This window comes from Chlorogloeopsis sp. ULAP01 (assembly GCF_030381805.1).
In the GTDB taxonomy this organism is placed as follows: Bacteria; Cyanobacteriota; Cyanobacteriia; order Cyanobacteriales; family Nostocaceae; genus Chlorogloeopsis.
The window spans coordinates 215,109-240,761 of record NZ_JAUDRH010000003.1 but is presented as its reverse complement, the minus strand read 5'-3'; the positions used below and the strand labels follow the sequence as shown (position 1 = coordinate 240,761).

Genomic DNA, 25,653 nt, shown 5'->3' with positions numbered 1-25,653 from the left:
CATTTCACTTTTTGAGTGATTCATATTCAACCCCTCCCAACCTCCCCTTAGTAAGGGGAGGTGCCGTAGGCGGTGGGGTAGATCCATATCAGCCTTTTTGTGAAATAGTATGAAACCTCGTAAATGAGTATCACAACCTCGTGAATGAGTCTTAGAACTTCGTGAATGGTTTAAGCGTAAGGCTTCTAGCCTAAGAAGCTTTGATTCTTTACAAACTAAATTCTGCTACATCATCTTCATCCACATCTGAATCTTTACCTGCGACTGTGGGTTTAAAATTAGTGCCATGAATTAAATCACCAAAAGATATACCTGAATTTTGGTGAAGCACATTCAAAACGCTAATAAAGTCTCGTACTATTTCGCCAGGAGTTAGTAATGCTTCTGCACCCAAACGATTGACAATTTCTTGGATAAAGTCTTTTAAATCGCGAGTTTTTAAACTCTGCTCATAACCAAAGTTAAGCGCATGAATTTCAGTCAATCTTTGCAACAATGTCAGGATTTCTTCTTCTGTTAATGGGTTAAGTCGCATCACTGGGCCTAAAAATTCTTGCACGTTAGCCTGAGTTAAAAAACGGCTTTCTTTGGTGCGTCTTCGCCAAGCTGCATCTGCAAAAAGTCCACGATTTGGATCTTCTAAAAATTTTGTTGTACCACCAATAAAAACACCAAGATGCTCTGCTTTACACTGCATGGTGTCATTAAATATTGCTAATAATCTGTTGTAATTCTTTTCTCGTGTGACTGTAGTAGGTATTTGATATATGTGTGCAGCTTCATCGAGCAAGACTAAAAGTCCTCTGTAGCCAATTTCGGCTACAAACTTAGCTAATAATTTGATGTAGTCATACCAACTGTCATCATCAATAATTATGCGCACACCCAGAGCTGCTTTTGCTTCAGTTTTAGTGTTATATTCTCCTCGCAACCAGCGCAAAGCTGCATTTTTTAAATCATCATCATCTAAGCGGTAACCACGCCAATAAGCGATAATTACGTTACCAAAATCAAAACCGTGAACTAAATCTTCAATATATTGAATGACTTCTCTAATTTTGGTTTCAACTTGATCGTCAAAGCCATCATCATTGGGGCGCATGCCACTTTCTTTGGCTACTTCTTGCTGAATCTTATTAATCCATCCTTCCAAAATTGAGACTAAAGCACCACCATCAGGACGAGTTTTTGTGGCAAGGTGGCTCATTAATTCTCGATAGGTTGCCAAACCTTCATGGTTTGTGCCTGCAAGTCGGCGTTCTGAAGATAAGTCAGCATCGGCAACTACAAAGCCTTGTTCTACAGCACGATTACGAAGCAGTTGCAGTGTGAAGCTTTTACCCGAACCGTAGTTGCCAATTATGAAGCGAAATGCTGCTATACCTTCTGCGATGTCATCGAGGTTTTGTAACAGGCTTTTGAGTTCTCTTTCTCTACCCACTGCTATTTGTTCAAGCCCAACTCTTGGCACTACTCCCGCACTGAGAGAATTGATAATTGCAGTAGATACTTTTTTCGAGATTTTGAGCTTTGCCATGTAGATCACCTCACTTCGCATTATTGTAGCTTGAGGGTAGGTATAGTTTTCAAGCCGCTCCCTTTGAAGGGCATACCCTAATTCACGGTTAAATCAGTGACTAGTGATTCTGTTAATTCTAATTTGATGAGGTAAGTCTCGCCATCATGTCTTGATAAACAGCGATCGCTCTTTCGACGTTGCTTTGATGCTCTGGATAAATTTCTGGAGCATCCGAACTTGGATCAATAATTAATTCACCAAGGGTATCATTGGCACGCTCATTGATAGAATCAATTAATAAATTTGGCATTGTGATGTTATCTTCAGCAATTTTTTTAATTGCAGCATAAGGATTTTCCTGCTCTATAATTGCTTTGAGAACTTGAATTTCATGATTTGGTAGTTTCTCGACAAATTTCACCCAATCTTCTGGGATAATTTCTACAATTTCAGTAGAATAATTACTATTTTCTGTTGGCTCAATTAATTCTGCAAAAGGAAATAACTCTACCTCTTCTTCTTGCCCCGGCTCAAGCAAGTTGTCGTTGTGCAAAACTTCTGTTTGTTGTAGCAATTCCCAAACTTGGCTTTGCAAATTGTCTCGTTCATCTTGTAATAAGATGACTTGTTCTTGTAAATGATGAAGTTGAGTTTCTTGTTCTGCTACTTGTGTACGTAAAGAATTTAGATTAGATTCTACATTTCCTTTTTCAGCTTTTACATCTAGTAAGACTTGATTCAGTCTTTTTTCCTCTGTTTCCATTTCATGAATTTTAACTCTCATTTGGTATAGCTTTTCTTCTAGTTGAGGTTTAAGCCTACCAAGTAAAACTAAATTGCTTTCTAATTCTTGTTTATGTTGTTGAAGTTCGCTAATTTGAGTTTGTAACTGATTAATTTCGGCTTTGGATACGTTATAGTTCAACTCTAAACGTCTTTTATCTGCGTTCAGATTAGAAAATGATTTATTAATTTCTACTTTGGTTGATTCCAGATTACTGATTTCATCCTGCAAATAATTAATTTGTGATTCTAGCTGTTTTTTCTCAATAATAAAACTGCTTAATTCCCGATTGAGAATATCTCTTTGATTGCGACGTTCTACTACTTGGTTTTGGAACTTGTTTGACTCTTGATAGAGTAAAGCATGATGTGCCTCAAGTTGATTTATTTCTGCGAGCATACGCGATTTCAATCCTTCAAGCTCTCGAATACGCCTGTGAAGCGAATCACGCCTAGCAAGCATTTCATGATTTCTTTGTTGTTGCTCTACAAATAAGGCACTATAAGTCACAATCAAGGTGATTAAACCGATAATGAAGGATTTACCAAAATTCCAGGTGAGAGCAAGACTGAGACCAAAACTAATACCGAAGGCAACTATGCCTAAAATGAATCTATTGCTTACCATTGCTGATTGCATATTGCTTGATTTGAGCATAGATTGAGTGTAAGGGAGAGTTTTAAGTGTTATGTATGCACATTTGTTATCAGTGAGATTGAGAAATTGAATTTATATTGATTACTGAAAAATAGATGACTAGTTTGTAAGTGAATGATTTCGTGAATTAAAAATTGATAAATCTGCTTTTAAAAAATCTATAAATTGCTTTGCTGTTCTGCCAGAACGCCCGTTGTGACGAGTTGCCCATTGCAAAGCTTGGTATTCCAAATCTTCATCAAGAATATCAATTCCAGCTAAATCTGCAAGATGGCGGATAATTTTTAAATAAGTTTTTTGATCGGCAGGTTCAAAAGTCAAAGTTAAACCAAAGCGATCGCTAAACGAAAGTTTCTCTTGCATGGTATCCCAAGCGTGAACTTCATCGTTATCTCTGGGAGCGGGGCGATCAGTAAAAAACTCCCGCACTAAATGGCGACGGTTAGAAGTGGCATATACCACGACGTTTTGCGAACGTGCAGTTAAATTACCTTCTAATACTACTTTTAATGCTTTAAACGCATCGTCATCCTCTTCAAAGGAAAGGTCATCAACAAAGATGATAAATTTCTGGGGCGCTCCTCGCAACTGTTCCACAATCATCGGTAAATCTTTCAATTCTGATTTTGCTACTTCCAGTAAGCGTAAGTTGCGATCGCCATACTCATTAAGCAGAGCTTTGACTAAAGAAGATTTTCCAGAACCGCGACTACCGTAAAGTAATATGTGCAGTGCTGTCTGCCCTAATAATAAGAAATTTGTATTTTTTAACAAAGTTTCTTTTTGCGACTCGTAACCCGTTAGTTCACTCAATTTCACAGGATCGAAATTGGCTATGCCGATAAATTGTCCAGATTGCCACCGCAGCGCTTTAAACTCAGCGAATAAGCCTGTGCCAAATTTGTGATAGTAAGCTGCCAAGTCTTGTGCAACCTCAGCCCAATTTTCTAACTTTTGTAGTTTCTCTGCTAATTGTAAGTCGTGAATTGCTTCTATTTTATGTTGCTCGTTGTACCACACTACTGGCGACACAGGTAAATGTGCTACACATTGCACCCATTCACTCAAAGTCGCAGTGCTACATTCATATAGATGTTGCAGTGCTTGTAAATCATGTCTAACTGCTGCTACCAAAGCAGGAGGCAAACTTGCAAATTTCTGCTGTTGGGCTTGTTTTGTAAAAGGATTCTCGTCTTTGAGAATTTGAGTTACTAAATATTCCTCCCAATTTTGATTTATTGCTGCTAAGGATCTAAAGTAATTACCATAGGCTTGTAAGCAACTCCTAGCGTCTGCCTCAGTATAACGTATAGTTTGCAACAAATTTAAAAATGCTATACCTACCTCTGTTTGCAGAACAGATTGGTAGAGTAAGAGTGATGCTGCTTGGCGCTGAAGGAATTGAACCTTTGCGATTGCTTGATTATCCATCAATCGATTCAGTTATTTAGCTAGATAGCTATGATAAATTGTCTGCTGACGCTTGCGGTAAAATTAAAATCTACATAGGTTTTAACAATGGCTTTAGATATTGTTGCCGCCTTTATCTACGGTATCGTTACAATTATCGGTGGTATTATTGGTTACATCAACGCTAGTAGCAATGTTTCTCTGATCAGTGCTAGCATCTGCGGCTTACTGCTAATTTTCGCGGCTTTTATGCGGCTTCAAGGACAAACTTGGGGTTTAACTTTAGCTGCAATTGTTACTGCGGTACTATTGATTGTCTTTGCATTTAGATTTGCCAAAACACGTAAGTTTATGCCTGCTGGGTTGATGATTATTTTGGGTATGTTAACTCTGGCAGTAATGGTACATCAATTTGTGGCAATCAGAAGATAGTGTCATTTTCATGGCAACTTTTCTCTAAAAACAATAATTAGTACATTTATATTACAACAAAGTGGTTTTTTAACAATATCGACTGTGATTAGCCACACTATGCTTGCGAGCACAACCTTTGTTGCTAAGTGAGTCAGCATAAATAAACTGAAAACCCAAATCTCCTACTTTTGAGAAAAGTCGGGGATCTTACAGGGTATATATTACGTTTAATTTGGTTGTTTTGCTGATTCTTGTTCCAATTGGCACAAAGTAGTTTTCTTCCTACTTGCACTAATTTATACTAAGTTTATATATTTTGACTTTCCTCCTGTAAATTCAAAAAGAGTGTTGAATTCAGTTCACAACCCTGATTTATACCTATCTGACTCTCTTTAAGAGGTACAAATTTCTATAAATTTCTATAAATCTGGAGTTCAGGATCAGTAATTACTACACTGCGGAAATTATGATTTGTAAATTAATATTTTTGTGTAGAAAAACGCTTACTATCAAGCGACTTGCTTTGTCTAGTTATTGTTTAGTTTTTTGCTATTGATTGAGGTGAGGAAGAAATGTTTTTAAGTGTGAGAGTTAGTCAGAAAAAAATTGCGATCGCTCTTTTAAGAATCCAGATCAGGCATGAATATTACTTGGGAAGGATGCAGTAAATAAGTGATTACCTGATATCCTGCACCCTGGGTAGAGTATCTAGTTTTTTTACCAGGATAATGTTGGTAACTGGGGTTTCGAGGCTTTGCCTTTAAGCTTTTAGTGGAAGTCTTGATGTGAATTACTCTACTTTTTTCAAGATAATCGACTATTTCAGGCTTTTAGGTTGTCAAAAATCATTAGATTTAACCTAAATTTCTACAGCTAAATTTAATTATTAGTGATGGTTCATACTGTCTTCGTGTAACACCAAATAAAAAAAGATTGCGACGTATGGATTCATCAAACCCCGACACACCAAGGAGATGTCCAATCCAAAATCCACGCATTGGTATAACTTAGTCAAATCAAAAACCGCAATTTGTAAACCCCGTAGATACGCCAGTAATTTCACTCAAGTATTTAAAGATTTGAATAGATACAACAGAAAAATTTAAAGTAACAGTAAAGGCTGTCTTGCCATTTTGGCAAGTATTTCTTAAAGGTATAGGATATTAATAGATAGTACCAATCATTAATGATACTTGTAAGTTTGTGCTATTTAGCTCTGCGTAACATCAGGCTAATAACAACGTTGCTAATTTTCTAAGTAATTATACGATTTAGGAAATATACATGATATTTACACTGTCTTCTCATAACGTTATTCAGTATTTGCAACAAGCAGATCTGTGTAGCTCAGAAGATGGCGCATCAGCCAAAAACTTGCCAGAGACTAACAACAAAAATGCCAACTTACTGGTGACTCTCAAAGGCGATCGCCATCCCAGCACGGGCGCTCGTACACTGCTAGTTAAACAAGAACATCAGATTGACGATCATCGCATTCCTGAGGAGTTTTTCAAGGAATGGCTGTTTCATCAACTGTTGCAGCAGTTCCCAGTTTTAGGAAACATTGCAGAAATCGCGTCTTTAGTTCTGCATTTTGATGAGGAAAATTCTATCCTTGTTCGCAACTATCTATCGGAATATTTAGAACTAAGAGATTTTTATCAAAACAGCGATATTTACCCTTCAGAAATTGCTACTGCTATTGGTAGTTGCTTGGGCGTGCTGCATCGTGCCACATTTAATCGCCGCGAATATCGTGATTTTATGGCAACTGCTCCTCAAGGGCAGTTTCGCTATCAGTTTTACAATCCCGCTCAAGGTATAGAGTCAATTAGTTCAGATATTTTCGGTAATGCTCCAACCCAAGCACTGAAATTTTATGCTCTTTACCAACGCTACGAAAGTATAGAAGCAGCGATCGCCCAATTAGCAGCTTTATGGGAACCTTGTTGCCTAACTCACAACGATTTAAAACTAGAAAATATTTTGGTGCATTCTCGGTGGAATCAACTAGATAACTGTCTTGTGCGGCTAATTGACTGGGAAGCTTGTGCCTGGGGAGAACCCGCCTTTGATTTGGGAACTCTAGTAGCAAGTTATTTAAGAATTTGGTTAGAAAGTCTAGTAGTAGATCCCTTGATCACCCAGGAAGAATCTCTACAGTTAGCAGCTACACCTTTAGAAGTTCTTCAGCCTTCTATGCTGGCATTAATCCAAGCTTATTTGAATGCTTTTCCGATGATTTTGGAGTACCGACACGACTTGATGCAGCGAGTTGTTCAATTTGCGGGTTTAGTTTTGATTCAAAATATTCAAGACAGTATTCAATATGACAGACACTTTGATAATATAAGTGTCTATGTACTCCAAGTTGCCAAAGATTTATTAACAAAACCTCAAGAATCTGTGATAACAGTTTTTGGTATACCTGAATCAGAAATTGTTAAACCCTTTACAAAAATAAGTAAACATCCACAAGCAAACAAGGAACAGAATTTGGTTCGCGTTTTCTACAACAAAACCCGTTTACGTGGGTGTTAAGAAAAGTATTAAGTGTCCAGGATAAAGTAGGAACTGTGGAGTATAACGTAATTAACTTCATCTTTTTCCACGCTCCTCTCAAAGTATTTAAGTTTGAATCATGCTAGGTTCTTGCGATCGTGAACTGCTCGATATTGCCAGCAATATCCAGATTGAATCTAAATTTTGCATTTGCCATCCCAATTATCAACCCTTTGCCCTGCCCAGTCAGTTAGCACAGAGATTTCAGAAAAATTCTACAGAGCTACAGTATAAGTATCTGACTCTGCTACTGCGAAATTTTATTTACGGTATTTATTACAACGGTTCGTTGCAAAGTATCTTGTCATTAAAAGCCGAGCCTACAGATTATTTACCACATAAATCTTTAGAAAATAACTCGATTTTAGGGATTGATAGGCAACTATACGAGCAATTGCACCAGAGCAATCACGGCATTGGTTACTTTGATCCTGATTGGCAGGTATTGCGTCGAGAACCTGATGGCAGTTTAGCAGTGACTAAAGGTGGCTTGACGATGCACATAGAAAGCGTTAGTCTGGCTCCTGCAAAGCAGGCTCGGCATTTAGAACCAATGATGCAAGCTGCTAAGGTGGGAGATGTAATTGACATTTGGATGCCCAAGAATCGACTGCAATATGGTTGCTATGTGGCAGTCAGCAATATTGGGCAAAAAGTACAAGCAAACTTTGACACTGATTTGGGAAAAGGGCGAATCTATTTGAATTTAACTCCATCAGGTGCGATCGCGATGATGGAGAGCTTGACACTGGAACTGAATGATGCAGCAATTCCCTTTAGTTTTCAAGTTCCATACAATTACTCTGCTTACGGACGTTACGATTCAGGAGTGCTTTACTTTGAACGTCACGACTATCCCACAGTCAGAAAAGTTCTGCAAGCCGTATATACACAACATCAATCTCATTTTCACCCAGAAACTCCCCTGTTTACAAAGTTTTTGGCACCTGGGCTAAGTCTTGCTGAAGAACCAAATCAAAAGTTTGTTGCTCAAGAAAGTTTTGGTATCAACCGTTGTCAAATTGTTGCCAATGCTTTGTTGGAGGCTTGGCAAAAAGGCAAGAATTCCGTCGAAGAGCGCATACAAACTATCTATAAGCATTTTTCTAAATTCGGAATCGATTTGCAACGTCCCTATCTCAATCCTTGTTCTGAGGATATATATTATCCTTTGAGTTGATACACCTGAAGAAATAAGGCAGAAGGCAGCTATGCTAGAGGCAGAAGGAAAGACAAATGGGTGGCGGGTGTGCAATCGCGCCCTTGGATGTTCACATAGCGATCGCCTTTAGTTGATTATGGGTGTTCATCCTGAACAACTTGCGAACGTCGTTTGCCCAAAAGCCCAGCCAAAATTGCACCAAAGCCAAGAATATTCACTACCGATAACACCAATCCTCCCAGTACCGGAATCAAACCAATTAAAGCCAAAATCAGCATCCCAATCAGAAATTTTTGGATAGGCGATCGCCCAGTAGCTGATAAAGTTCTTTGCCCAAGCCAAAGAGCAACTCCAAGATTTCCAACAAGCACCGTAATAGCAACTAGTAAAGCAACTAGGGGCAACAGTGGAATTCCGATTAAGCTCACTGCTAGGAGGATAACTAGCAAAAGTACAGCAAACAAACCGCCTAAACCCCACAATCCACATTGGAGGGGATATTGGCTAATAGTTGCTGCCAAGCTTGGCAAGAAATTCCGTCGCCAAAGTAGGATCAAAATACCAATAATAGTACCTATAAGTATATTCAGAAGGTGGAAAGCCACATTGAAGAGATAGCGAAAAATAAAGTTGCCAAATCTCCTTTGCCTAACACCATGCATTCCCCATCTACCATTCTCGAAGACTGTACTTGAAGCACCACCTATAGTGGCTCCCTGTGCTGTAATAATTTTTCCTCCCACTGTATAAACATCGCCATCAACACGAGCGCCCTTTTCTAAAATCACATCACCATCAACAGCGATCGCAGTCTGAGTGACTCGTGCTCCCTCTTGAATCGTCACCATGCCTCCGATCGCAAGAGCATTTTCCACAGTTTGTTGAGGAGCTACTGTCACATCACTGCCAAAGTGGATAATATTAGCGTTGTTAATATTAATGTCGGTTTGCGCTAGAACTGTTGTTGAAAACAGAATTGCGCTCAGGGTTGATAATAATAAAAAAATCAAGCGGTTGAGAGTATTTCGTTTCACTCTATTTTCCCCTGATTAAAAATTATCTCTAATACCCTATTTTATTTATGGTGTTTATATTCAGATATATTCAGAAATTAAATCTATACAAAAGGCGAAATTTGACTTATGTCTTTTACTTATCATCGCACCGTCCGCTTTCAAGATACTGATGCTGCTGGTGTAGTATACTTTGCTAATGTTTTGGGTATTTGTCATGAAGCTTACGAAGAATCTTTAGAAGCATCAGGTATTAATCTCAAAGAATTTTTTAGTAATTACTCTGTAGCTTTTCCAATTGTTCATACTAGTGTAGATTTTCTGCGACCAATGTTTTGTGGTGATAAGTTAACTATTAGTTTGATGCCACAAAAGCTAGGTGTTGATAAATTTGAAATCAATTACGAAATCATAGTTGCTGATGTTATGGTTTCTAAGGCTATAACCAGACACGTTTGTATTGAAACAAATAGTAGAAATAGAACAGAGTTGCCCGAATCAGTGATGAGATGGTTGGAAATAAACCGCAAAGACGCAGAGAACATTGAGAGAAGAAAATCAAGAGAAGCTATTTAAAAGTTTTGAGTATTCTATGGCTTCTTGCTCTAGCTGTTGGTGATTAATTTTGCCTTGAGAATTGCGAGGTAAAAATTGTACAGGAATCCAGTATTTAGGAATTTTGAATTTACTGAGTTTATCCTTCAGTAAATTTTGAATCTCCTCTGAAGAGGTATTTTCATATTTGGGGATATAAATAGCTGTTACAGCTTGTCCCCAATCTTGATCTGGTATTCCAATGACGTAAATATCAGTTACCATTGTAGTAGCTCTGATTGCCGATTCAATTTCTAAGGGATAGACATTTTCACCACCTGTAATGATTTTGTTGCTACTACGCCCAATAATATTTAAGTAACCTTCATTATCTAAGAATCCTAAATCATCTGTGTTGAAAATAGGAACACAGCTAGCATCAACTTCACTAAAATCATTATTTAAAGGATAGTAACCAAGGTATAAAGACTGAGCTTGAATAGAAATATTTCCAACTTGATTGGGATGTAAAGCTTCACCTTGTTCGTTACGAATAGTGACTTTGGCATGAGGAAGAATTTGACCGCAGTTCACTTTACCATGAAGAAAATCATCATGTTTAAGAGTGGCAATTCCAGAAGCAGTTTCAGTCATGCCATAGGTAAGAGATAAATTGATTTGATGGTATCTCGCTTTTACTAACAGTTCATCCCAAGCTGGCGCACCTCCCAGAAGAACTGTTTGAAATTGGGATAGCCATTGAGTTAAATTAACTTTTTGGAGAAGGCGTTGTAATTGAGTTGGTACTAAAGATATGAAAAAATCTGATAAATTTATATTAATTAGTTTTCCAGATTCTAATTTTTTAAAAGGCAAAATAACTAGTTTTCCACCAGTAGTAAAACAACGCATAAATTGCATTAAACCACTGACGTGATGTAACGGCAAAACGCAAAATGAATTGACTTGCTGTAACTGAAAATATTCTGTAAATCCTTGTACAGATGCTGTCAGCGTATCCCAGGTATGAATCGCAAATTTAATCTTTCCTGATGAACCACCAGTGGGAATCATGATGCGTGGCGAGTCAGAGAATCCAAAAATAGTTTCCTTTTCCCCTTGTCTGGTTGTCACCGTGTCTCCGTGTCTTCTTGATTCCCCTTGCCTCCTTGTCTCCCCCTTCCCGCCTCCTCTTCCTTCCATTCCCCAAATAATATCTGGTTGTACAAGTTCAAATACTTGTTGCCATTCATGTTTTACCCAGTTGGGATTACAAAGAAAAACTGAACTATTACTTGCACAAGCAGCTAGAAAAGCAGCTAAAAATCGTACTGGTTCGTGTTCGGCTAAGATGATTTTTGGTGGAGTTTGCCAGTGCGAAAATTGCGCTAATTCTAAATAAAATTTTTCAGTTAACTGTATAAATTCATGGCTATGTTCGCAAATTAACCAATCATGAGGCAGATAATATGTCTGCTCGACAAGATGCTTTAACGTTTTTACCATAGATTTTCCAGCCAAACAGCATCTTCTTCACCAAAGTAGTGGCTAACACCAAAACCGACTGCCCGATTGTGTTGGGATAATTCTACTGCCAGTTGGAGCGCTGCTTTTCTACCAACTATTGTTTCAAACACTGATGAGAACACAGCATCAATTTTATGCTGTTGACAAAACTGACGCAGACGAGAAGGAGAACCGACTATTCCAGGTTTGATCACAAAAATTCCTCGCCAGCCATTTTTGTAGTAGTATTCAAGTTGTTTCAGCGTGGCGATTGACTCATCTAAAGCGATCGCACTCTGATATCGTCTACTCAATTCCAACATCGCCGGAAATTCATCCACAGGTAAGGGTTGTTCAATAAATTCAATTTTCACTGGCAATTCACTATCGGCATTCACTTTGTCGCAAGTTGCCAACCACAAGTTAGCTTCCTCAAAACTCAACCCGCAGTTGGCATCTAAACGCAATTTTGTAGACACTGGTAAACTTTGAAGAAGTGATGCCAAGATTTTCAGTTCAACAGCCTTAGGATAAACAGCAATTTTCCATTTAAAAGTAGAATATCCCTGCTGCCACAACTCTTGCCAAGCCTCTAAGGCTGCTTCTCCGGCAGGCAACAAACCACTGTAGCTGAGAGAGACAGGAGGGGGAGGGGGAGAAATCGCCGATTCAAACCCAAATTGGCACGCGGGTAAATCATCAGGGATAGAAAAAATTGTCTCCTCTGTGATTTCCGGCGATAGCTGCTGACAAAAATTTAAGGCTTGCTCTAGGGTTTCGCAACCAAACCAACTAATCGGGGCAATCTCTCCCCAACCTACTTTTCCAAATTCATCGGTAAGGCGGAGAATAATACCCTCACGGATTTCCCAAATACCGTGACTGGTGACAACTGTACGCACAAATTTTCGCTGGTAAGGACGAAACTCGAATTTATAGTGCATTGTTTAATAAGTTGCCAACAGCTTTCTTTCCTTTCTTCCCTTCTGCCGTCTGCCTTAAACCATAAATCCGGCACCAAACAGCAAGCAACACCAAAAATGCACGGCGACAGCAATGAATTTACAGTTACTGACTTTTTCTGGCTGGTAATGATTTTCTTGAACGTGACGGCATAATTTAATCGCGAAGGGTAAACTCACCCAACTCAGTAATGTCCACACGGGAAAAATTCCCCACACTACAAATAAAACAGTGAGCACGTAAATGCTACCAGTAAACCAATGCAATACTTGTGCGCCTCTTTGCGTACCCAGCCGAACAATCGGCGATCGCTTTCCTGCCGCTAAGTCATCTTCAACCTGGTGAAAGTGTGAACAATACAAAATTAAGGTTGTGGCAATGCCAACAATTACCGATGCTGCTAAATTTAGGATTGACCAAGTTTGCGTTTGGCTGTAATATGCTGCCGATACTGCCAAAGGGCCAAAAGCAAAAAAGCAAAGAATTTCACCTAAACCCTGATATCCTAAACGAAATGGAGGCCCTTGGTAAAGGTAGCCCAAAATACAACAAACCAGAATTAATCCAATTACTGTTGGATCATGTTGCCACCAAGCGATCGCTAGTATTCCTAACAAACCCAAACATAAAAATACATTACCCAACAAAAATATTAATAGTTTGTTACCAGTCAAGTTTACTAAAGAATGATGTTTATTTTTATCAATTCCCGTTTCAGAATCAAAAACATCATTACTGAGGTTTTCCCAAGCCAAAATTAAGATTGCTGCCGCTAAAAAAGTAAAAAATACTGCTACATTAAAAATCTTAGTTTCCGCGAATGCTACAGCAGTTCCTACCCAAATAGGCATCATAGCCACACTGTACATGGGTGGTTTAATTGCTGCCATCCATAATTTGCGATTAGTTGGATTGTTACTAGTGATATTAATTAAATTTGCTGACATTGAAAAACCTTAATTTATTTCCACCTATCAACTTCATGGAATAATTCTACGCTTGGAAGGAGACACAATTAGTGTTTTACGAATTATTAAAATATTATTTACTTCATAAATCAGAATACTTCCACCAAATGTGAGTATACTTACCTGTCATTTACCCCTTATCTCATATCTACAAGTATCTTGATAGAAGCTATTTCTCCAAGAAACCCTCAAAAACTCCTTGATTAGCTAGTCTTCCTCGCTTCGGCTGAGTCTATTCCCATATCATCACAGCAAGTAGTTTCAAGTTGCATACATATACTTGTATAGTTGCAAAGAGGTAATTAACAACTTTTTACAGTTTGACAAAAGCAGGGTAAAGAATAAACAGGGTATTTTTAAACTACGCACTTGCAAATTCTCCTACGCTAGTGAAACTGTGACTCTTTATGTTACCTAGTAGAAATACGACCATAATTTCTCATTCTTTATAAAGATAAATTCACAAAAATTTACTAAACTGCTAGTGATGACAGTTTCACCATGTACCGTAGACTTCTTTGTATATAACAAAGAACTGTACAACTTCCTTTTTGCTGTTCAGCAAAAAAGTATAAAAAGTAATTCCACTCAAATAGCTAGTATTTCACTGAAAATAGACTCAGTTGATCCGCTCTTAGTACTCGATAAACTGACACACCCAAATCAACTGAATTTTTATTGGGAGAACAAGGGTAAAAATGAGGCGATCGCTGCTATAGACACAGTAGCCAAAATACAAATAGAAGGTAATGAGCGATTTACTAAGTCTGAAGAATTTATCAAATATTGTTTAAGCAATATCATTAATTTTGGTCATACAGAAGAATCTTTCTCTAAACCTATATTTTTTTGTAGCTTTAGTTTTTTTGAAAGAAATTCTCAAGAAAATTACCCATTTTCAGCAGCTACCGTTTTTCTTCCCCGTTGGCAAGTCGCTGTTAAAGGCGAACGCTGTATATTAGTCTTTAATACTATTATTAATGCTGATATCAACGTTAAAAGAATCTTGCATATTTTGTGGAGAAAAATAGAAATACTGCATTCTTTAGGATTTCATTCTTACAATTTAGATTGCCAAAAGCCAAAATTCAGTAAAAAATCTGTTGCTCAACCGGATAAATTTAAACGTTCAGTTTTGTCGGCATTAAAAACCATCCAGTCTAAAGATGTGAGTAAAATAGTGCTTGCAGATATACTGGATGTTAAATCAAAAACTACTTTCAACTTATTCAATTCTCTAAATAACCTGCGGCATTTACATCCAAACTGTTATATTTTTTCTACAAGTAACGGTAAGGGACAAAACTTTATTGGTGCTAGCCCAGAACGTTTAATCAGTATTCATAAGCAGCAGTTAATCACAGATGCCTTAGCAGGAAGTGCGCCGCGAGGTAAAACACCTGCTGAAGATGCTGCCAATGCCGATCGCTTACTCAATAGTGAAAAAGAAAGGCACGAACATTTGCTAGTGATTGATTTTATTACCCAACGTCTATCACAGCTTGGTTTGTTACCGCAGGTTTTACCACCCCGGTTGCGACAGTTATCGAATATTCAGCATTTGTGGACACCAATTAGTGCTATAGTTCCCGATCAAGTCCATCCTTTGAAAATAGTTTCGCAACTGCATCCCACACCCGCCGTTGCTGGGGCTGCACCAGATGTAGCCTGTGCTGAAATTCGCCGTTACGAAAGCTTTGAGAGGGGTTTGTATGCTGCGCCACTAGGATGGGTAGACGCAGATGGCAATTGTGAGTTTATAGTCGGAATTCGTTCCGCATTAATTGATGGCGATCGCGCTAGACTTTACGCCGGTGCTGGTATCGTTGCAGGTTCCGATCCAGATAAAGAACTGATTGAAGTGCAACTAAAACTTCAAGCATTGCTAAAGGCTTTAGTCTAATACCAAATGCTCAACTCCCCACAGAACAGAACAAAGTCACATGGTGAAGATAGCGCTCTTAGGAGGGTAACAAAGACGCGTTTGCCAGGTGCGGCAATCCTTTGGTACCTCTTCAAGGGAGAGTAGCCCTTCCCGCAGCCAGATTAGGAGAATCGAACTATTGTAAAAAGATTATGGTTTTCATTTAATTTAAATAGTGTCTTGACTTGTTTGGCACTAATAAAAAGTGTTAAACAATAAATAACACGTTTAAAAAAGTATTTAATCATGGTTCAAACTATATCTGTAGCTGGGCTGCCACAGGAGCAGCCCAAGGTTTGGTATGCTTTGGAAACAGCACAAGCGATCGCCTGCTTGGAAACAGATTTAGATAAAGGTTTGAGCAGTGTACAAGTAGAGCAGCGATTAGCTAATTTTGGTGTTAACGAACTGACTGGGAAGAAAAGTAAGCCTTGGTGGTTGAAATTTCTCCTGCAATTTAACCAGCCACTGCTGATTATTTTGCTGTGTGCAGGTTTAGTAAAAGCAATCACTGGTAGTTTTGTGAATGCAGGGGTAATTTGGGGTGTCACCACTACCAACGCAATTATTGGATTTATCCAGGAATCAAAAGCCGAAGGAGCGATCGCGGCACTAGCTCAAGCCATTACTACGGAAACAACAGTTATTCGTGATGGTCAAAAATTACGCATACCCTCACGAGATTTGGTTCCTGGTGATGTCGTATTGCTTGTTTCTGGTGATAAAGTCCCAGCAGATTTACGGTTAGTACAAGCACGAAATTTGCAAGTAGATGAGTCAGCACTAACTGGCGAATCAATAGCGGTAGAAAAAAATACCAAATCTTTAAAGACAGAAACCCCTCTCGCAGAGCGTAAAAATATGGCTTACGCGGGTGGTTTTGTCACCTTTGGTCAAGGTATAGGTGTAGTAGTTGCTACTGGAAATGAGACTGAAACAGGTCGAATTTCTCAGTTAATGGAGCAACATACCAATCTTTCTACTCCCTTAACCAGGAAATTTGATAAATTTAGCCAGAGTTGGCTACGCGTGGTTTTGGGACTAGCGAGTCTGACTTTTGTGGTAGGACTCAGCCATAGAAATTTGCAAGATGCCTTAGAAGCAGCCGTAGCTTTAACCGTTAGTGCTATTCCAGAAGGGTTGCCAGCAGTAGTAACTGTAACCCTTGCTATCGGTGTTTCCCGAATGGCACAAATGCACGCGATTATCCGAAAGTTGCCAGCAGTAGAAACTTTGGGAAGTGCGACTGTTATCTGTTCTGATAAAACTGGTACTCTCACAGAAAATCAGATGACAGTACAAGCAATTTATGCAGGAGGACATCAGTATACTGTCACTGGTGTTGGTTACGAACCGCAAGGGGAAATACTTCAAGATGACAAACCAGTTGATTTAAATAGTGATAAAGGTTTACAGGAATGTCTGGTTGCTGGATTGTTGTGCAATGATTCCCACATAGAAAATAAGAATGGGAAGTGGGTAGTAGTTGGCGATGCGACGGAGGGAGCATTAATTGCATCTGCGAATAAGGCGGGCTTTAGTCAATCTAACTTAGCAAGACAAATGCCAAGGTTGGATGCGATTCCCTTCGAGTCAGATTACCAGTACATGGCAACTTTGCATGAGACTTCCAGAGGTAAGAGTATTTATGTTAAAGGTTCGGCAGAGGCAATTCTCAAACGCTGCACCTTGATGTTAAATTCTGATGGACAACTCCGCCCGATAGATTGTGTAGAAACTTTACGCCAAACAACTATCGAACGAGAAGTAAATATTATGGCGCGGCAGGGGTTGCGGGTGCTGGCGTTGGCAAAAAAGTCAGTCAGCAATGAGCAAATGACGGTGGATCATCCCGATATTGAAACTGGTTTAATTTTCTTGGGCTTACAAGGGATGATAGATCCACCACGCGCAAGTGCAATTAAAGCAGTGCAAGCTTGTCAAGAAGCAGGAATTCAAGTCAAGATGATCACGGGCGATCATGCTGTGACTGCCCAAGCGATCGCTCGCCGGATGGGAATTCATAAAAATGGCTCGATTCTAGCCTTTACTGGTGCAGAGCTAGCAAAGATGGATCGACAGGAACTAGCCCAGGTAGCAGAAGAGGGTGTAGTATTTGCCCGTGTTGCACCAGAACAAAAGTTGCGCTTAGTGGAAGCTTTGCAGTCAAAAGGCGAGATAGTTGCCATGACAGGGGATGGTGTGAACGACGCCCCTGCCTTAAAGCAAGCAGACATTGGTATTGCAATGGGCGGCGCTGGTACAGAAGTTGCCAAAGAAGCGTCTGATATGCTGCTCACTAATGATAACTTTGCCTCTATTGAAGCAGCAGTTGAGGAAGGGCGCGCTGTTTATAAAAATCTTTTGAAAGCTATGTGCTTTATTCTCCCTGTTAATGGTGGAGAATCAATGACAGTTTTGTTAAGCACTTTGTTAGCCAGAGATTTGCCAATTTTGTCATTACAGATTCTTTGGTTGAATGTCATCAATTCCATCACCATGACAGTGCCTTTAGCCTTTGAGCCGAAGCCGCAAAATGTGATGAAACAGCCACCACGCAGCCCTAATGAACCATTGCTATCTGGTAGTAGAATCAAGCGAATTTTAGCAATTTCTCTGTTTAACTGGATTGTAATCTTTGGTGTTTTTGAGTATATTCGCCAAACTACAGGTAACGTTGATTTAGCGCGAACAATGGCGATTAATTCCTTAATTGCGGGACGAATTTTTTACCTACTGAGTATTAGCCAATTAATCCCGAATTTAATTGCCAAGATGGATGGCACAATTCAAGAAAATGTGGATATTCCCGCAATTGGACTGGGAATTGTGGGAGCGATCGCTTTACAGATTGTATTTGCTCATGTGCCTTTGATTAATCACGTATTTGAAACAGCGCCGTTAACTCTCCAACAGTGGTTGTTCTGTTTGGCTGTAGGTTCACCGATGATAATTTGGGCTGCGATCGTTAATAAAATTGATCCACCAAATTAAATCAGAATCCAGAATTCTTCCTCATTTCAGGCTTCTGCCTCCTGGCTGTCTATTTTCCCTGCCTACGCACGCTAATTCCCAAAATAGCTCCTGATTGCTGGGTAATTTGTTGTTAAAATTTCTCAAGAAATAAGCCAACACAAATACACTCTATAGGACTTATGCAAAATCCCTCTAAAATCCTTTTGACTCCGTGTCACGGACCTTGCTACAAGTCTCTTAACCCGCAAGGGCGCACTGGCTTCTCTGCGGTTTATTATTCCATAACTCGTGCGTAAGTCCTGCAACACAACTCCCTGGCTCTTCATGAGAAGTCAGGGAGCTTGCAGTTGGTGAATTAAATCCACAAGTCACCTAATTTAGGAATGATTGAGCCGAACACCTGCGCGATCGCTTTAGTTATGAGCAATAAGTTTCAAATCAGATGAGAATATATCTCAAGAAAGATACTAAGAGGAAATAACTAATGAAAAATTAATCTTGTTTGCTTCTGATTTGAGGAAAGTTTACTATGGTTGCGACTTTGGATGACACAAAGCGTAGTGCGATCGCTATGGAGATTGCAGATCTCAAAGCACTACAAGAGTTGCTGATTGCTACTGAACAGAAATTACTGCCTGCTGTAAGTAGCGATAGTGAGATTAGCGATCGTTTGAATGACTTTGTTAGAGATGATCGAGAAAACCTTGCAGTTATTCAGGAAGTACTCGCTAAGTTTGATGGTGGTTCGGTTCAGCCTAGAGATAATATCCGGCAGTATATAGATCAAGTGAACCGTTTGATGGATGGAACTGAGTTGACGTTGTATCAGAAAGTTTCCGCTTACGAACGGATCAAGCACCAAGCCGTGATGACTGGCTTGATTGTCCACAAGGCATCTCAAGTTGTTGGTGAAGATGTAAAAGAGGCAATTGGTTCCTTAAATCAGGTGAACTTTAAAAATCGCGCCCATCAAGAGCAATTGAAAGGAGTAATGGAAGTTTTGGGTACGCGAGAACTTACAGGTAAAGATCCTGATCAGAGTGTTTGGGCGCGAACTCAAGATGCTGTTGCTGCTGTCAGGGGTATGTTTGAAGGACTAACTCAGTAGGAAAAGGACAAGGGGACAAGGAGACGCGGGGAGGTGGAATTGTGCTTGACGTTCTTACTCCTGGTGCTTCTTTCCTAGTCCCTAGCTCCCACTCCCCCTTTCCTCTTTTGCACCCATTGGGGCAATCCATTAAGAAGGTACTACCTGAGGGTGTTATAAGACTTTGTACTTGTAGCTAGATTGAAATAATCAGGCTGGTGAGAAAGCAAGTTTGAGATGCTGCAAGTAAACCAAATCTTACAAAACCGTTATCAACTTCAATGCCAACTTGGTAACAATGGAGTTCGCCAAACCTGGCTAGCTAATGATTTACAAGCCCCCGATCCAGAAAATGCACTAGTTGTTGTCAAACTCCTAGTGTTTGGTGGTACTGTACAGTGGGATGACCTTAAACTTTTTGAGCGAGAAGCACAAATTCTTCAAAATCTTAATCATCGCCGTATTCCCAAGTATGTCGATAATTTTTGTATTGATGACCAAGTACTCTGGTTTGGCTTAGTACAACAATATATTCCTGGTATATCCCTCAAAGAAAAACTTGCTCAAGGACATAGATTTACAGAAAAGCAAGTTCGCAAAATTGCTGTTGAGGTTTTAAATATTCTGAAAGTTCTGCACGAGTTGCATCCACCAGTGTTGCATCGGGATATTAAGCCGAGTAATTTAATCTGGGGAGCAGATAATCATATTTATTTAGTAGATTTCGGCGCAGTTCAGGATCAAGTTCTTAGAGAAGGAGTAACGTTTACTGTTGTGGGAACCTATGGTTACGCACCGATGGAACAATATGGTGGTAGGGCAACTCCGGCATCGGATTTGTATGCACTCGGAGCAACATTGATTCATTTGCTAACTGGCATTCCTCCAGCAGAATTACCTCAATCCAATTTGCAGATTCAATTTATTGAGCGAGTTACCATCAGTTCCAGTTTTGCCAGCTGGCTAGAGAAAATGACAGCACCAGCACCAGAGCAAAGATTTGTCAATGCTCGCAAGGCATTAGAAGCTTTAAAATCAGGTTTGGTTGTTAACAAGTCAGTTATAAATAAATTGGTAGAATTACCGCCACGAGAATTAATTAACAACTCTGGGTGCGGTATCAACAATACTCAAGAAAAAGTTCCTGATGAAATTCTCGGCTGGAATTGGGGTGCATTTCTCATGCCTTGGTTTTGGTTGTGGACTAATCAAGTTTGGATTGGATTGATCTGTTTATTTCCTTCAGTTGGGTGGATTATGACAATCTTGCTTGGTACCAAAGGTAATGAATGGGCTTGGAAGAGTAAGCGCTGGCGCAGCGTACAACACTTTAAAGAGCATCAAAGAGGTTGGGTGATCGCTGGACTTTTAATCGGTGCACCCTTTAGTTTGATTTTGTGGGGAGGAGCGATCGTATTTATCGCATCTTTGTTGTAATTACATCAAAGACGGCGAGAAAGTTCATTCCTTCTAGGGATAGGATAAACCATCACTCGCCGTCATTAGTCATTGGTCAATAGTCATTAGTTTAATGGTTAGTGGTTAGTAGTTGTTTTTTATTACTCTCCTTGTCCCCGTGTCTGGTTGTCCCCTTGTCCTCTTCATTCCCCGTGTCTCCGTGTCTCCGTGTCCCCGCGTCTTTTTCCCCTGTCCCCTGTCCCCTATTTGCTACTTTTGGAGTTGCAATTTTTAATATCTTCTCCAGCAACCAAGGAGCAAAACGTTGACACCAGACTGCGATATGACTTTGCCATCCCACTAAAATTTCTGGTGAATCTTTTTGTAAGCCAGCAACAAGCGCTTTCGCTACTTTTTGAGGAGTCATTGGCATTACCCAACGAAATAACTCTAACTCACGTACCATATCTGTATCTGTAAGAGTTGGCAGCAATGCCATCACCCGAATATTATATGGAGCTAACTCACTGCGCAAAGCTTGAGTAAATCCAACGATCGCAAACTTGGTAGCTGAATATGTCGCCATCGTTGGAGCAGCCACTTTCCCCATCAAGCTGGAAACATTAACTATTGTCCCTTCTCTGCGGCTTGCCATGCGTCGAGCCATCATGTGAGTTAAAGAGTAGGTTCCCAATAAATTGAGAGATAGTTCTTCTTGCACCTGGGGAAGTTTAGATTGCAAAAAAGAGTTTTGGTGTGCTACGCCTGCACAATTAACTAAGATATGAATTGGCCCATAACTGCGCCACAGTTGGGCGATCGCAACATGAACAAACACTGGCTTAGTCAAATCAACTGCCATAATCGCGGCTTCTACTCCCATTGCCTCGATTTCTTTGGCTACCTCTGCTAACTTATGGCGATCGCGTGCCACTAATATCAACCGTTTCATGCCTTGTTGCGCTAGTTCTAGAGCGATCGCACGTCCAATCCCACGGGAAGCCCCTGTCACTAGAGCCACTTTGCCCTGAATATTCATGGATTTAAAACCTCCAGAATTCTAGTCTTACCGCACCTTTGTCATATACAGACGCTATGAGCGCTTTTTCGCAATCCGGTATCAGTAAGACGAAATTTAATCTCACTAAAAATCCACAGCCGAAAATTAACACTTGACGCGATCGGCAGAATGGATATAGCTCATAGTTCACTCCTCTCCTAAATACTTAGGATTCATATGTATCTTTGCACAAACACAATCTAGCAATTAAATCAAGTACCCGCAATCTTTTTTAATAAGTATTTCTTAATACTCATAAGTAACAAATGCATATATATGTATGGAAACTAAACTATATTTTTTGTATAAGTTTTTCTTAATATTCGTTGAGAAATAACTTACTTTTTCTCACAAAAATGCCAAAGAATGTTTATTTTTCAAGAAAATAAGCTACTCTAAAAATTTTAGAACTAAACATCTAATGTAATTTAGCTGAACTCACATTGAGTTGAAGCAAATAACAGATTGATTGCAAAATCTAATTTTTAGGTAATAACGACCACAGATAAACACAGATGCACACGGATAAATTATCTGTGTTCGATTTCTAAAATATAATTTTTGCTTTGCCATTTTAGTTCACAATTAAGATCCCCGACTTTTCACAAAAGTCGGGGATCTATGACTTTAAAGATTAAGATTCAACTAATCCTACGGGGCAAGCAACATTTGTCCCACCTAAACCGCAATATCCACCAGGATTTTTGGCTAGATATTGCTGATGGTAGTCTTCTGCGTAGTAAAACTCAGGCGCATCTAGAATTTCTGTAGTAATGTTTCCGTAACCTGCTTCTTTGAGAGCTTTTTGATACGCATCTCGCGATGCTTCTGCTAATTTTCTTTGTTCCTCAGAATAAACATAAATCCCAGAACGGTACTGAGTGCCAACGTCGTTACCTTGACGCATTCCTTGAGTGGGATCGTGATTTTCCCAAAAGACTTTGAGTATGTCACTGTAACTAATTACTTTGGGATCGTAGACAACCAGAACCACTTCATTATGACCTGTCATGCCGCTACAGACTTCTCGGTATGTGGGGTTGGGCGTTACGCCTGCTGCGTAGCCGACTGCCGTTGTGTATACTCCAGATAATTGCCAAAATTTGCGTTCTGCACCCCAAAAACATCCCATACCAAAGATGGCTATTTCCATACCTTCTGGAAAAGGAGGCTTAATCGGATTGCCGTTGACATAATGACGATTGGTGACTGGCATAGCCTCAGCCCGCCCTGGCAAAGCTTGTTCAGGAGTGGGAAGGGATAATTTTTTACCAAATCCAAATAGCACCATTGATTTTATCTCTGATTCTGAGAAATATTTTGACTTTACTTACATATTTTAAAGATTCTGGCGATCGCTAGTGGGTGGGTTTTCTCTTCTATCTTCTTCATAATTTCCCCCCTCTGGCTGAGTTAGTGCAGTTTCAGAGAAATAGCTATTAATCCAATTCAAAACTGGTATCAACAACAACAGTAAAATTCCAGAAAATATGTCTCCACCCCAACTGTCATGCAACCAATGAAAAGCGCCTTCTTGAACTGTACCGTGAAAGTATGCCAGTAAAGTGTTGCGAACAATATTGCCACTGACGCTAATTAACACTGCTATGGATAAAAACGAAGTGGTTATGCGACGAGAAGACAAAGCACCAGTCCAATAAAGTAGCATCAAGCTAACGTAGAGAGTTGTCAACAGCATTTTTAAGCCCGCACAGTAAGGGGCAACTTCTACAATCCGTTCTTCTACATATATATTGATGCCATCGACAGTTACTGCCATCCCAAGTTGATTTAAGATAAAGCCCGCAGTACCAGCAATGAAGCTTTGCAAGGGGAAAGTATAAGGAGCAATTAAGTAAGGAACTAGAGTTGGTGTTGCCAGAAAAACTAATAGCAGGGGAAATCTTTGCAGTTTCAAGCCTGGAATCCCTTTGAGCCACAAGCACAATCCTGTTAGGATCGCACTAAAGGAAAGATTCACCCATTCGCTAAGTCCGCTCAGATAAAAAACTCCCCCTACCAACAACAATACAGCGCCCAAGGGATGAGTACGATCTGGCAGCCTTTGCCACAATTTTCGCTGTGTCCAGGTGATATAAGCAGCAAAGGGTAAGCCGATTATACCGTGACTAAAATATTCGTGTTCTGTACTAATATTTTTGTGCAACCAACCATCCAGCCAATGTAGTACAACCGGAGCATATAACAGCCCTAAAATACCAACAATTAGCAGGCTAAACAATTGTGGCGAAAGCCAATGTTTTACTTGACGCCGAATGATCATAATTTTTAGCTAAAGTCAATCATCAAACCATTAGCCATTCCACCTAGATTGCAACGGAAAGATTGGTTGGCAGTTCAGCAGCGATCGCACTCGAAATTTCCTTAACTTGGCTGTTGCTCAAGCCGGGATACATCGGCAACGATAGAATTTGCTTTGCCAGCATTTCAGCATGAGGAAAGTCACCGACTTGATAACCCAACTCAGCAAATGCTGGCTGGAGATGACAGGGAATTGGGTAGTGAATGCCTGTTTGAATTCCTGCTGCCATGAGTTGTGCTTGAATTTCAGAACGTTCCACAGGGCAAGAATCACAAATTCTCATCACATAAAGGTGATAAACGTGTCCTTCACCGCTATGGTTTTCTATGGGGATAATTCCGCTTGCTGCTAAGGGTGCTAATTCAGTATCGTAATCCTGGGCAATCTGGAAGCGATCGCGATTCCACTGAGTAAGATATGGTAATTTTTGGTGCAACACAGCAGCTTGAATTGTATCTAAACGGCTATTTGTACCACTTTCCGTATGAAAATACTTTTGAGATGCACCATAATTGCGCAAACGGATCATGATTTGAGCTACATCTGGATCTCGCGTTACGAGCATTCCTCCATCACCCAATCCTCCCAAATTTTTGCTGGGGTAAAAACTAAAAGCTGCTGCAATTCCCACTGAGCCGGCATGGTATCCTTCTCGTTCAGCTAGATGTGCCTGTGCTGCATCTTCAAAAATTAGTAAATTGTAGGTATTAGCCAAGTCCAAAAGCTGTTTTGGCGATACCATTTGACCATAAAGATGTACGGGAATAATAGCCTTAGTTTTCGATGTAATTGCTCTTGTTGCTGCCTCTAAATCAATTAGAGCTGTGCGAGGATCGCAATCTACAAAAATTGGTTTTGCTCCTGCACGTAAAACTCCTATCAGCGTTGCTACAAAGGTGTTAACTGGTAGAATTACTTCATCTCCAAAACCGATATTACAAGCTTGTAAACCAAGGGCGATCGCATCAGTACCTGAGGCTACACCAATGCCATATTTTGAGCCACAAGCAGCAGCAAACGCAGCTTCAAACTCTGAAAGTGCTTGTCCTAAAATAAAATCTCCCTGTTCTAATACAGTCTGAATTGCCTGTTGCAGTTGATTTTGAATTAACTGATGTTGGAAATTTAAGTTTACAAAAGGGATTGCGCTCGGTATATTATTCATTTTCATATATACTCAAAAATCTCATATTAAATTTTTATTAATAAATTCTTAACATACTTCTTCATTTAATGCCATAATTGCTATTAATTATTGTGTATTGCAAGCATGAATTTGTTTTCAATAGATATGAGAAGCTATTAATTTTGAGCAGTAATTTGATAAAAATCAAATTCAAAATAATAATTTTGTAAGTATTAAAGGTATGAGATATTTTATCTAATCGTTTTT

General features: G+C 39.6%; 19 protein-coding genes. 8 read left to right on the top strand and 11 right to left on the bottom strand.

What is annotated here, in order from left to right:
• Window positions 1-208: 208 nt before the first annotated feature.
• The 3 genes from QUB80_RS07325 to QUB80_RS07315 form a co-directional block, all read right to left on the bottom strand.
• Entirely contained in the window at window positions 209-1,537 is a 1,329-nt protein-coding gene (locus QUB80_RS07325; RefSeq protein WP_289788848.1) for an ATP-binding protein, read from the bottom strand.
• 118 nt (window positions 1,538-1,655) lie between these two features.
• A complete protein-coding gene (locus QUB80_RS07320) occupies window positions 1,656-2,942 on the bottom strand; it encodes a tellurite resistance TerB C-terminal domain-containing protein (protein WP_289788847.1) in 1,287 nt (428 codons plus the stop codon).
• A 117-nt stretch (window positions 2,943-3,059) separates the two neighbouring features.
• The gene (locus tag QUB80_RS07315) at window positions 3,060-4,391 is read right to left on the bottom strand and encodes an ATP-binding protein (RefSeq protein ID WP_289788846.1); all 1,332 of its coding nucleotides are present in this window, start codon (window positions 4,389-4,391) and stop codon (window positions 3,060-3,062) included.
• Window positions 4,392-4,478: 87 nt separating this feature from the next.
• On the opposite strand from QUB80_RS07315, the gene QUB80_RS07310 reads away from it, so the two are divergent.
• The 3 genes from QUB80_RS07310 (at window position 4,479) to QUB80_RS07300 (ending at window position 8,526) form a co-directional block, all read left to right on the top strand.
• On the top strand, window positions 4,479-4,802 hold the full coding sequence (locus QUB80_RS07310; RefSeq protein WP_289788845.1) for a TMEM14 family protein: 324 nt from the start codon (window positions 4,479-4,481) through the stop codon (window positions 4,800-4,802).
• Window positions 4,803-6,068: 1,266 nt separating this feature from the next.
• A complete protein-coding gene (locus QUB80_RS07305; RefSeq protein WP_289788844.1) occupies window positions 6,069-7,325 on the top strand; it encodes a phosphotransferase family protein in 1,257 nt (418 codons plus the stop codon).
• 100 nt (window positions 7,326-7,425) lie between these two features.
• Window positions 7,426-8,526 (top strand): T3SS effector HopA1 family protein, encoded by a 1,101-nt coding sequence (locus QUB80_RS07300; protein ID WP_289788843.1) that lies wholly within the window; start codon window positions 7,426-7,428, stop codon window positions 8,524-8,526.
• Window positions 8,527-8,642: 116 nt separating this feature from the next.
• Here QUB80_RS07300 and QUB80_RS07295 read toward each other — a convergent pair whose 3' ends face one another.
• The gene (locus tag QUB80_RS07295; RefSeq protein WP_289788842.1) at window positions 8,643-9,542 is read right to left on the bottom strand and encodes a DUF8173 domain-containing protein; all 900 of its coding nucleotides are present in this window, start codon (window positions 9,540-9,542) and stop codon (window positions 8,643-8,645) included.
• A 108-nt stretch (window positions 9,543-9,650) separates the two neighbouring features.
• On the opposite strand from QUB80_RS07295, the gene QUB80_RS07290 reads away from it, so the two are divergent.
• Window positions 9,651-10,097 carry an acyl-CoA thioesterase gene (locus QUB80_RS07290; RefSeq protein WP_289788841.1) on the top strand — a complete coding sequence of 149 codons (447 nt, stop codon included), beginning with the start codon at window positions 9,651-9,653 and terminating at the stop codon, window positions 10,095-10,097.
• On the opposite strand, the gene QUB80_RS07285 is transcribed toward QUB80_RS07290, so the two are convergent.
• The 3 genes from QUB80_RS07285 to menA are packed head-to-tail and all read right to left on the bottom strand — an operon-like array spanning window position 10,080 to window position 13,471.
• The gene (locus QUB80_RS07285) at window positions 10,080-11,561 is read right to left on the bottom strand and encodes a 2-succinylbenzoate--CoA ligase (RefSeq protein ID WP_289788840.1); all 1,482 of its coding nucleotides are present in this window, start codon (window positions 11,559-11,561) and stop codon (window positions 10,080-10,082) included. The genes QUB80_RS07290 and QUB80_RS07285 overlap by 18 nt on opposite strands.
• Complete coding sequence (locus tag QUB80_RS07280) at window positions 11,555-12,505, bottom strand: o-succinylbenzoate synthase (protein ID WP_289788839.1); 951 nt, start codon at window positions 12,503-12,505, stop codon at window positions 11,555-11,557. Before QUB80_RS07280 ends, QUB80_RS07285 begins: the two co-directional genes overlap by 7 nt.
• Window positions 12,506-12,559: 54 nt before the next feature.
• Window positions 12,560-13,471 (bottom strand): 2-carboxy-1,4-naphthoquinone phytyltransferase, encoded by a 912-nt coding sequence (gene menA / locus QUB80_RS07275; RefSeq protein ID WP_289788838.1) that lies wholly within the window; start codon window positions 13,469-13,471, stop codon window positions 12,560-12,562.
• A gap of 508 nt (window positions 13,472-13,979) precedes the next feature.
• Here menA and QUB80_RS07270 point away from each other — a divergent pair.
• From QUB80_RS07270 to QUB80_RS07255, 4 genes are all read left to right on the top strand, one after another.
• Entirely contained in the window at window positions 13,980-15,395 is a 1,416-nt protein-coding gene (locus QUB80_RS07270) for an isochorismate synthase (protein ID WP_289788837.1), read from the top strand.
• Between the two features lie 267 nt (window positions 15,396-15,662).
• The gene (locus tag QUB80_RS07265; RefSeq protein WP_289788836.1) at window positions 15,663-18,410 is read left to right on the top strand and encodes a cation-translocating P-type ATPase; all 2,748 of its coding nucleotides are present in this window, start codon (window positions 15,663-15,665) and stop codon (window positions 18,408-18,410) included.
• Between the two features lie 511 nt (window positions 18,411-18,921).
• Window positions 18,922-19,500, top strand: a complete 579-nt coding sequence (locus QUB80_RS07260) for a hemerythrin HHE cation-binding protein (RefSeq protein WP_289788835.1) — start codon at window positions 18,922-18,924, stop codon at window positions 19,498-19,500.
• A gap of 216 nt (window positions 19,501-19,716) precedes the next feature.
• Window positions 19,717-20,916 (top strand): serine/threonine protein kinase, encoded by a 1,200-nt coding sequence (locus QUB80_RS07255; protein ID WP_289788834.1) that lies wholly within the window; start codon window positions 19,717-19,719, stop codon window positions 20,914-20,916.
• A gap of 91 nt (window positions 20,917-21,007) precedes the next feature.
• On the opposite strand, the gene QUB80_RS07250 is transcribed toward QUB80_RS07255, so the two are convergent.
• The 4 genes from QUB80_RS07250 to QUB80_RS07235 form a co-directional block, all read right to left on the bottom strand.
• Window positions 21,008-21,916 carry an SDR family NAD(P)-dependent oxidoreductase gene (locus QUB80_RS07250; RefSeq protein ID WP_289788833.1) on the bottom strand — a complete coding sequence of 303 codons (909 nt, stop codon included), beginning with the start codon at window positions 21,914-21,916 and terminating at the stop codon, window positions 21,008-21,010.
• A gap of 655 nt (window positions 21,917-22,571) precedes the next feature.
• Complete coding sequence (msrA, locus tag QUB80_RS07245; protein WP_289788832.1) at window positions 22,572-23,228, bottom strand: peptide-methionine (S)-S-oxide reductase MsrA; 657 nt, start codon at window positions 23,226-23,228, stop codon at window positions 22,572-22,574.
• 48 nt (window positions 23,229-23,276) lie between these two features.
• Window positions 23,277-24,221, bottom strand: a complete 945-nt coding sequence (crtB, locus tag QUB80_RS07240) for a cyanoexosortase B (RefSeq protein WP_289788831.1) — start codon at window positions 24,219-24,221, stop codon at window positions 23,277-23,279.
• 43 nt (window positions 24,222-24,264) lie between these two features.
• The gene (locus QUB80_RS07235) at window positions 24,265-25,431 is read right to left on the bottom strand and encodes a DegT/DnrJ/EryC1/StrS family aminotransferase (protein ID WP_289788830.1); all 1,167 of its coding nucleotides are present in this window, start codon (window positions 25,429-25,431) and stop codon (window positions 24,265-24,267) included.
• Window positions 25,432-25,653: the final 222 nt, after the last annotated feature.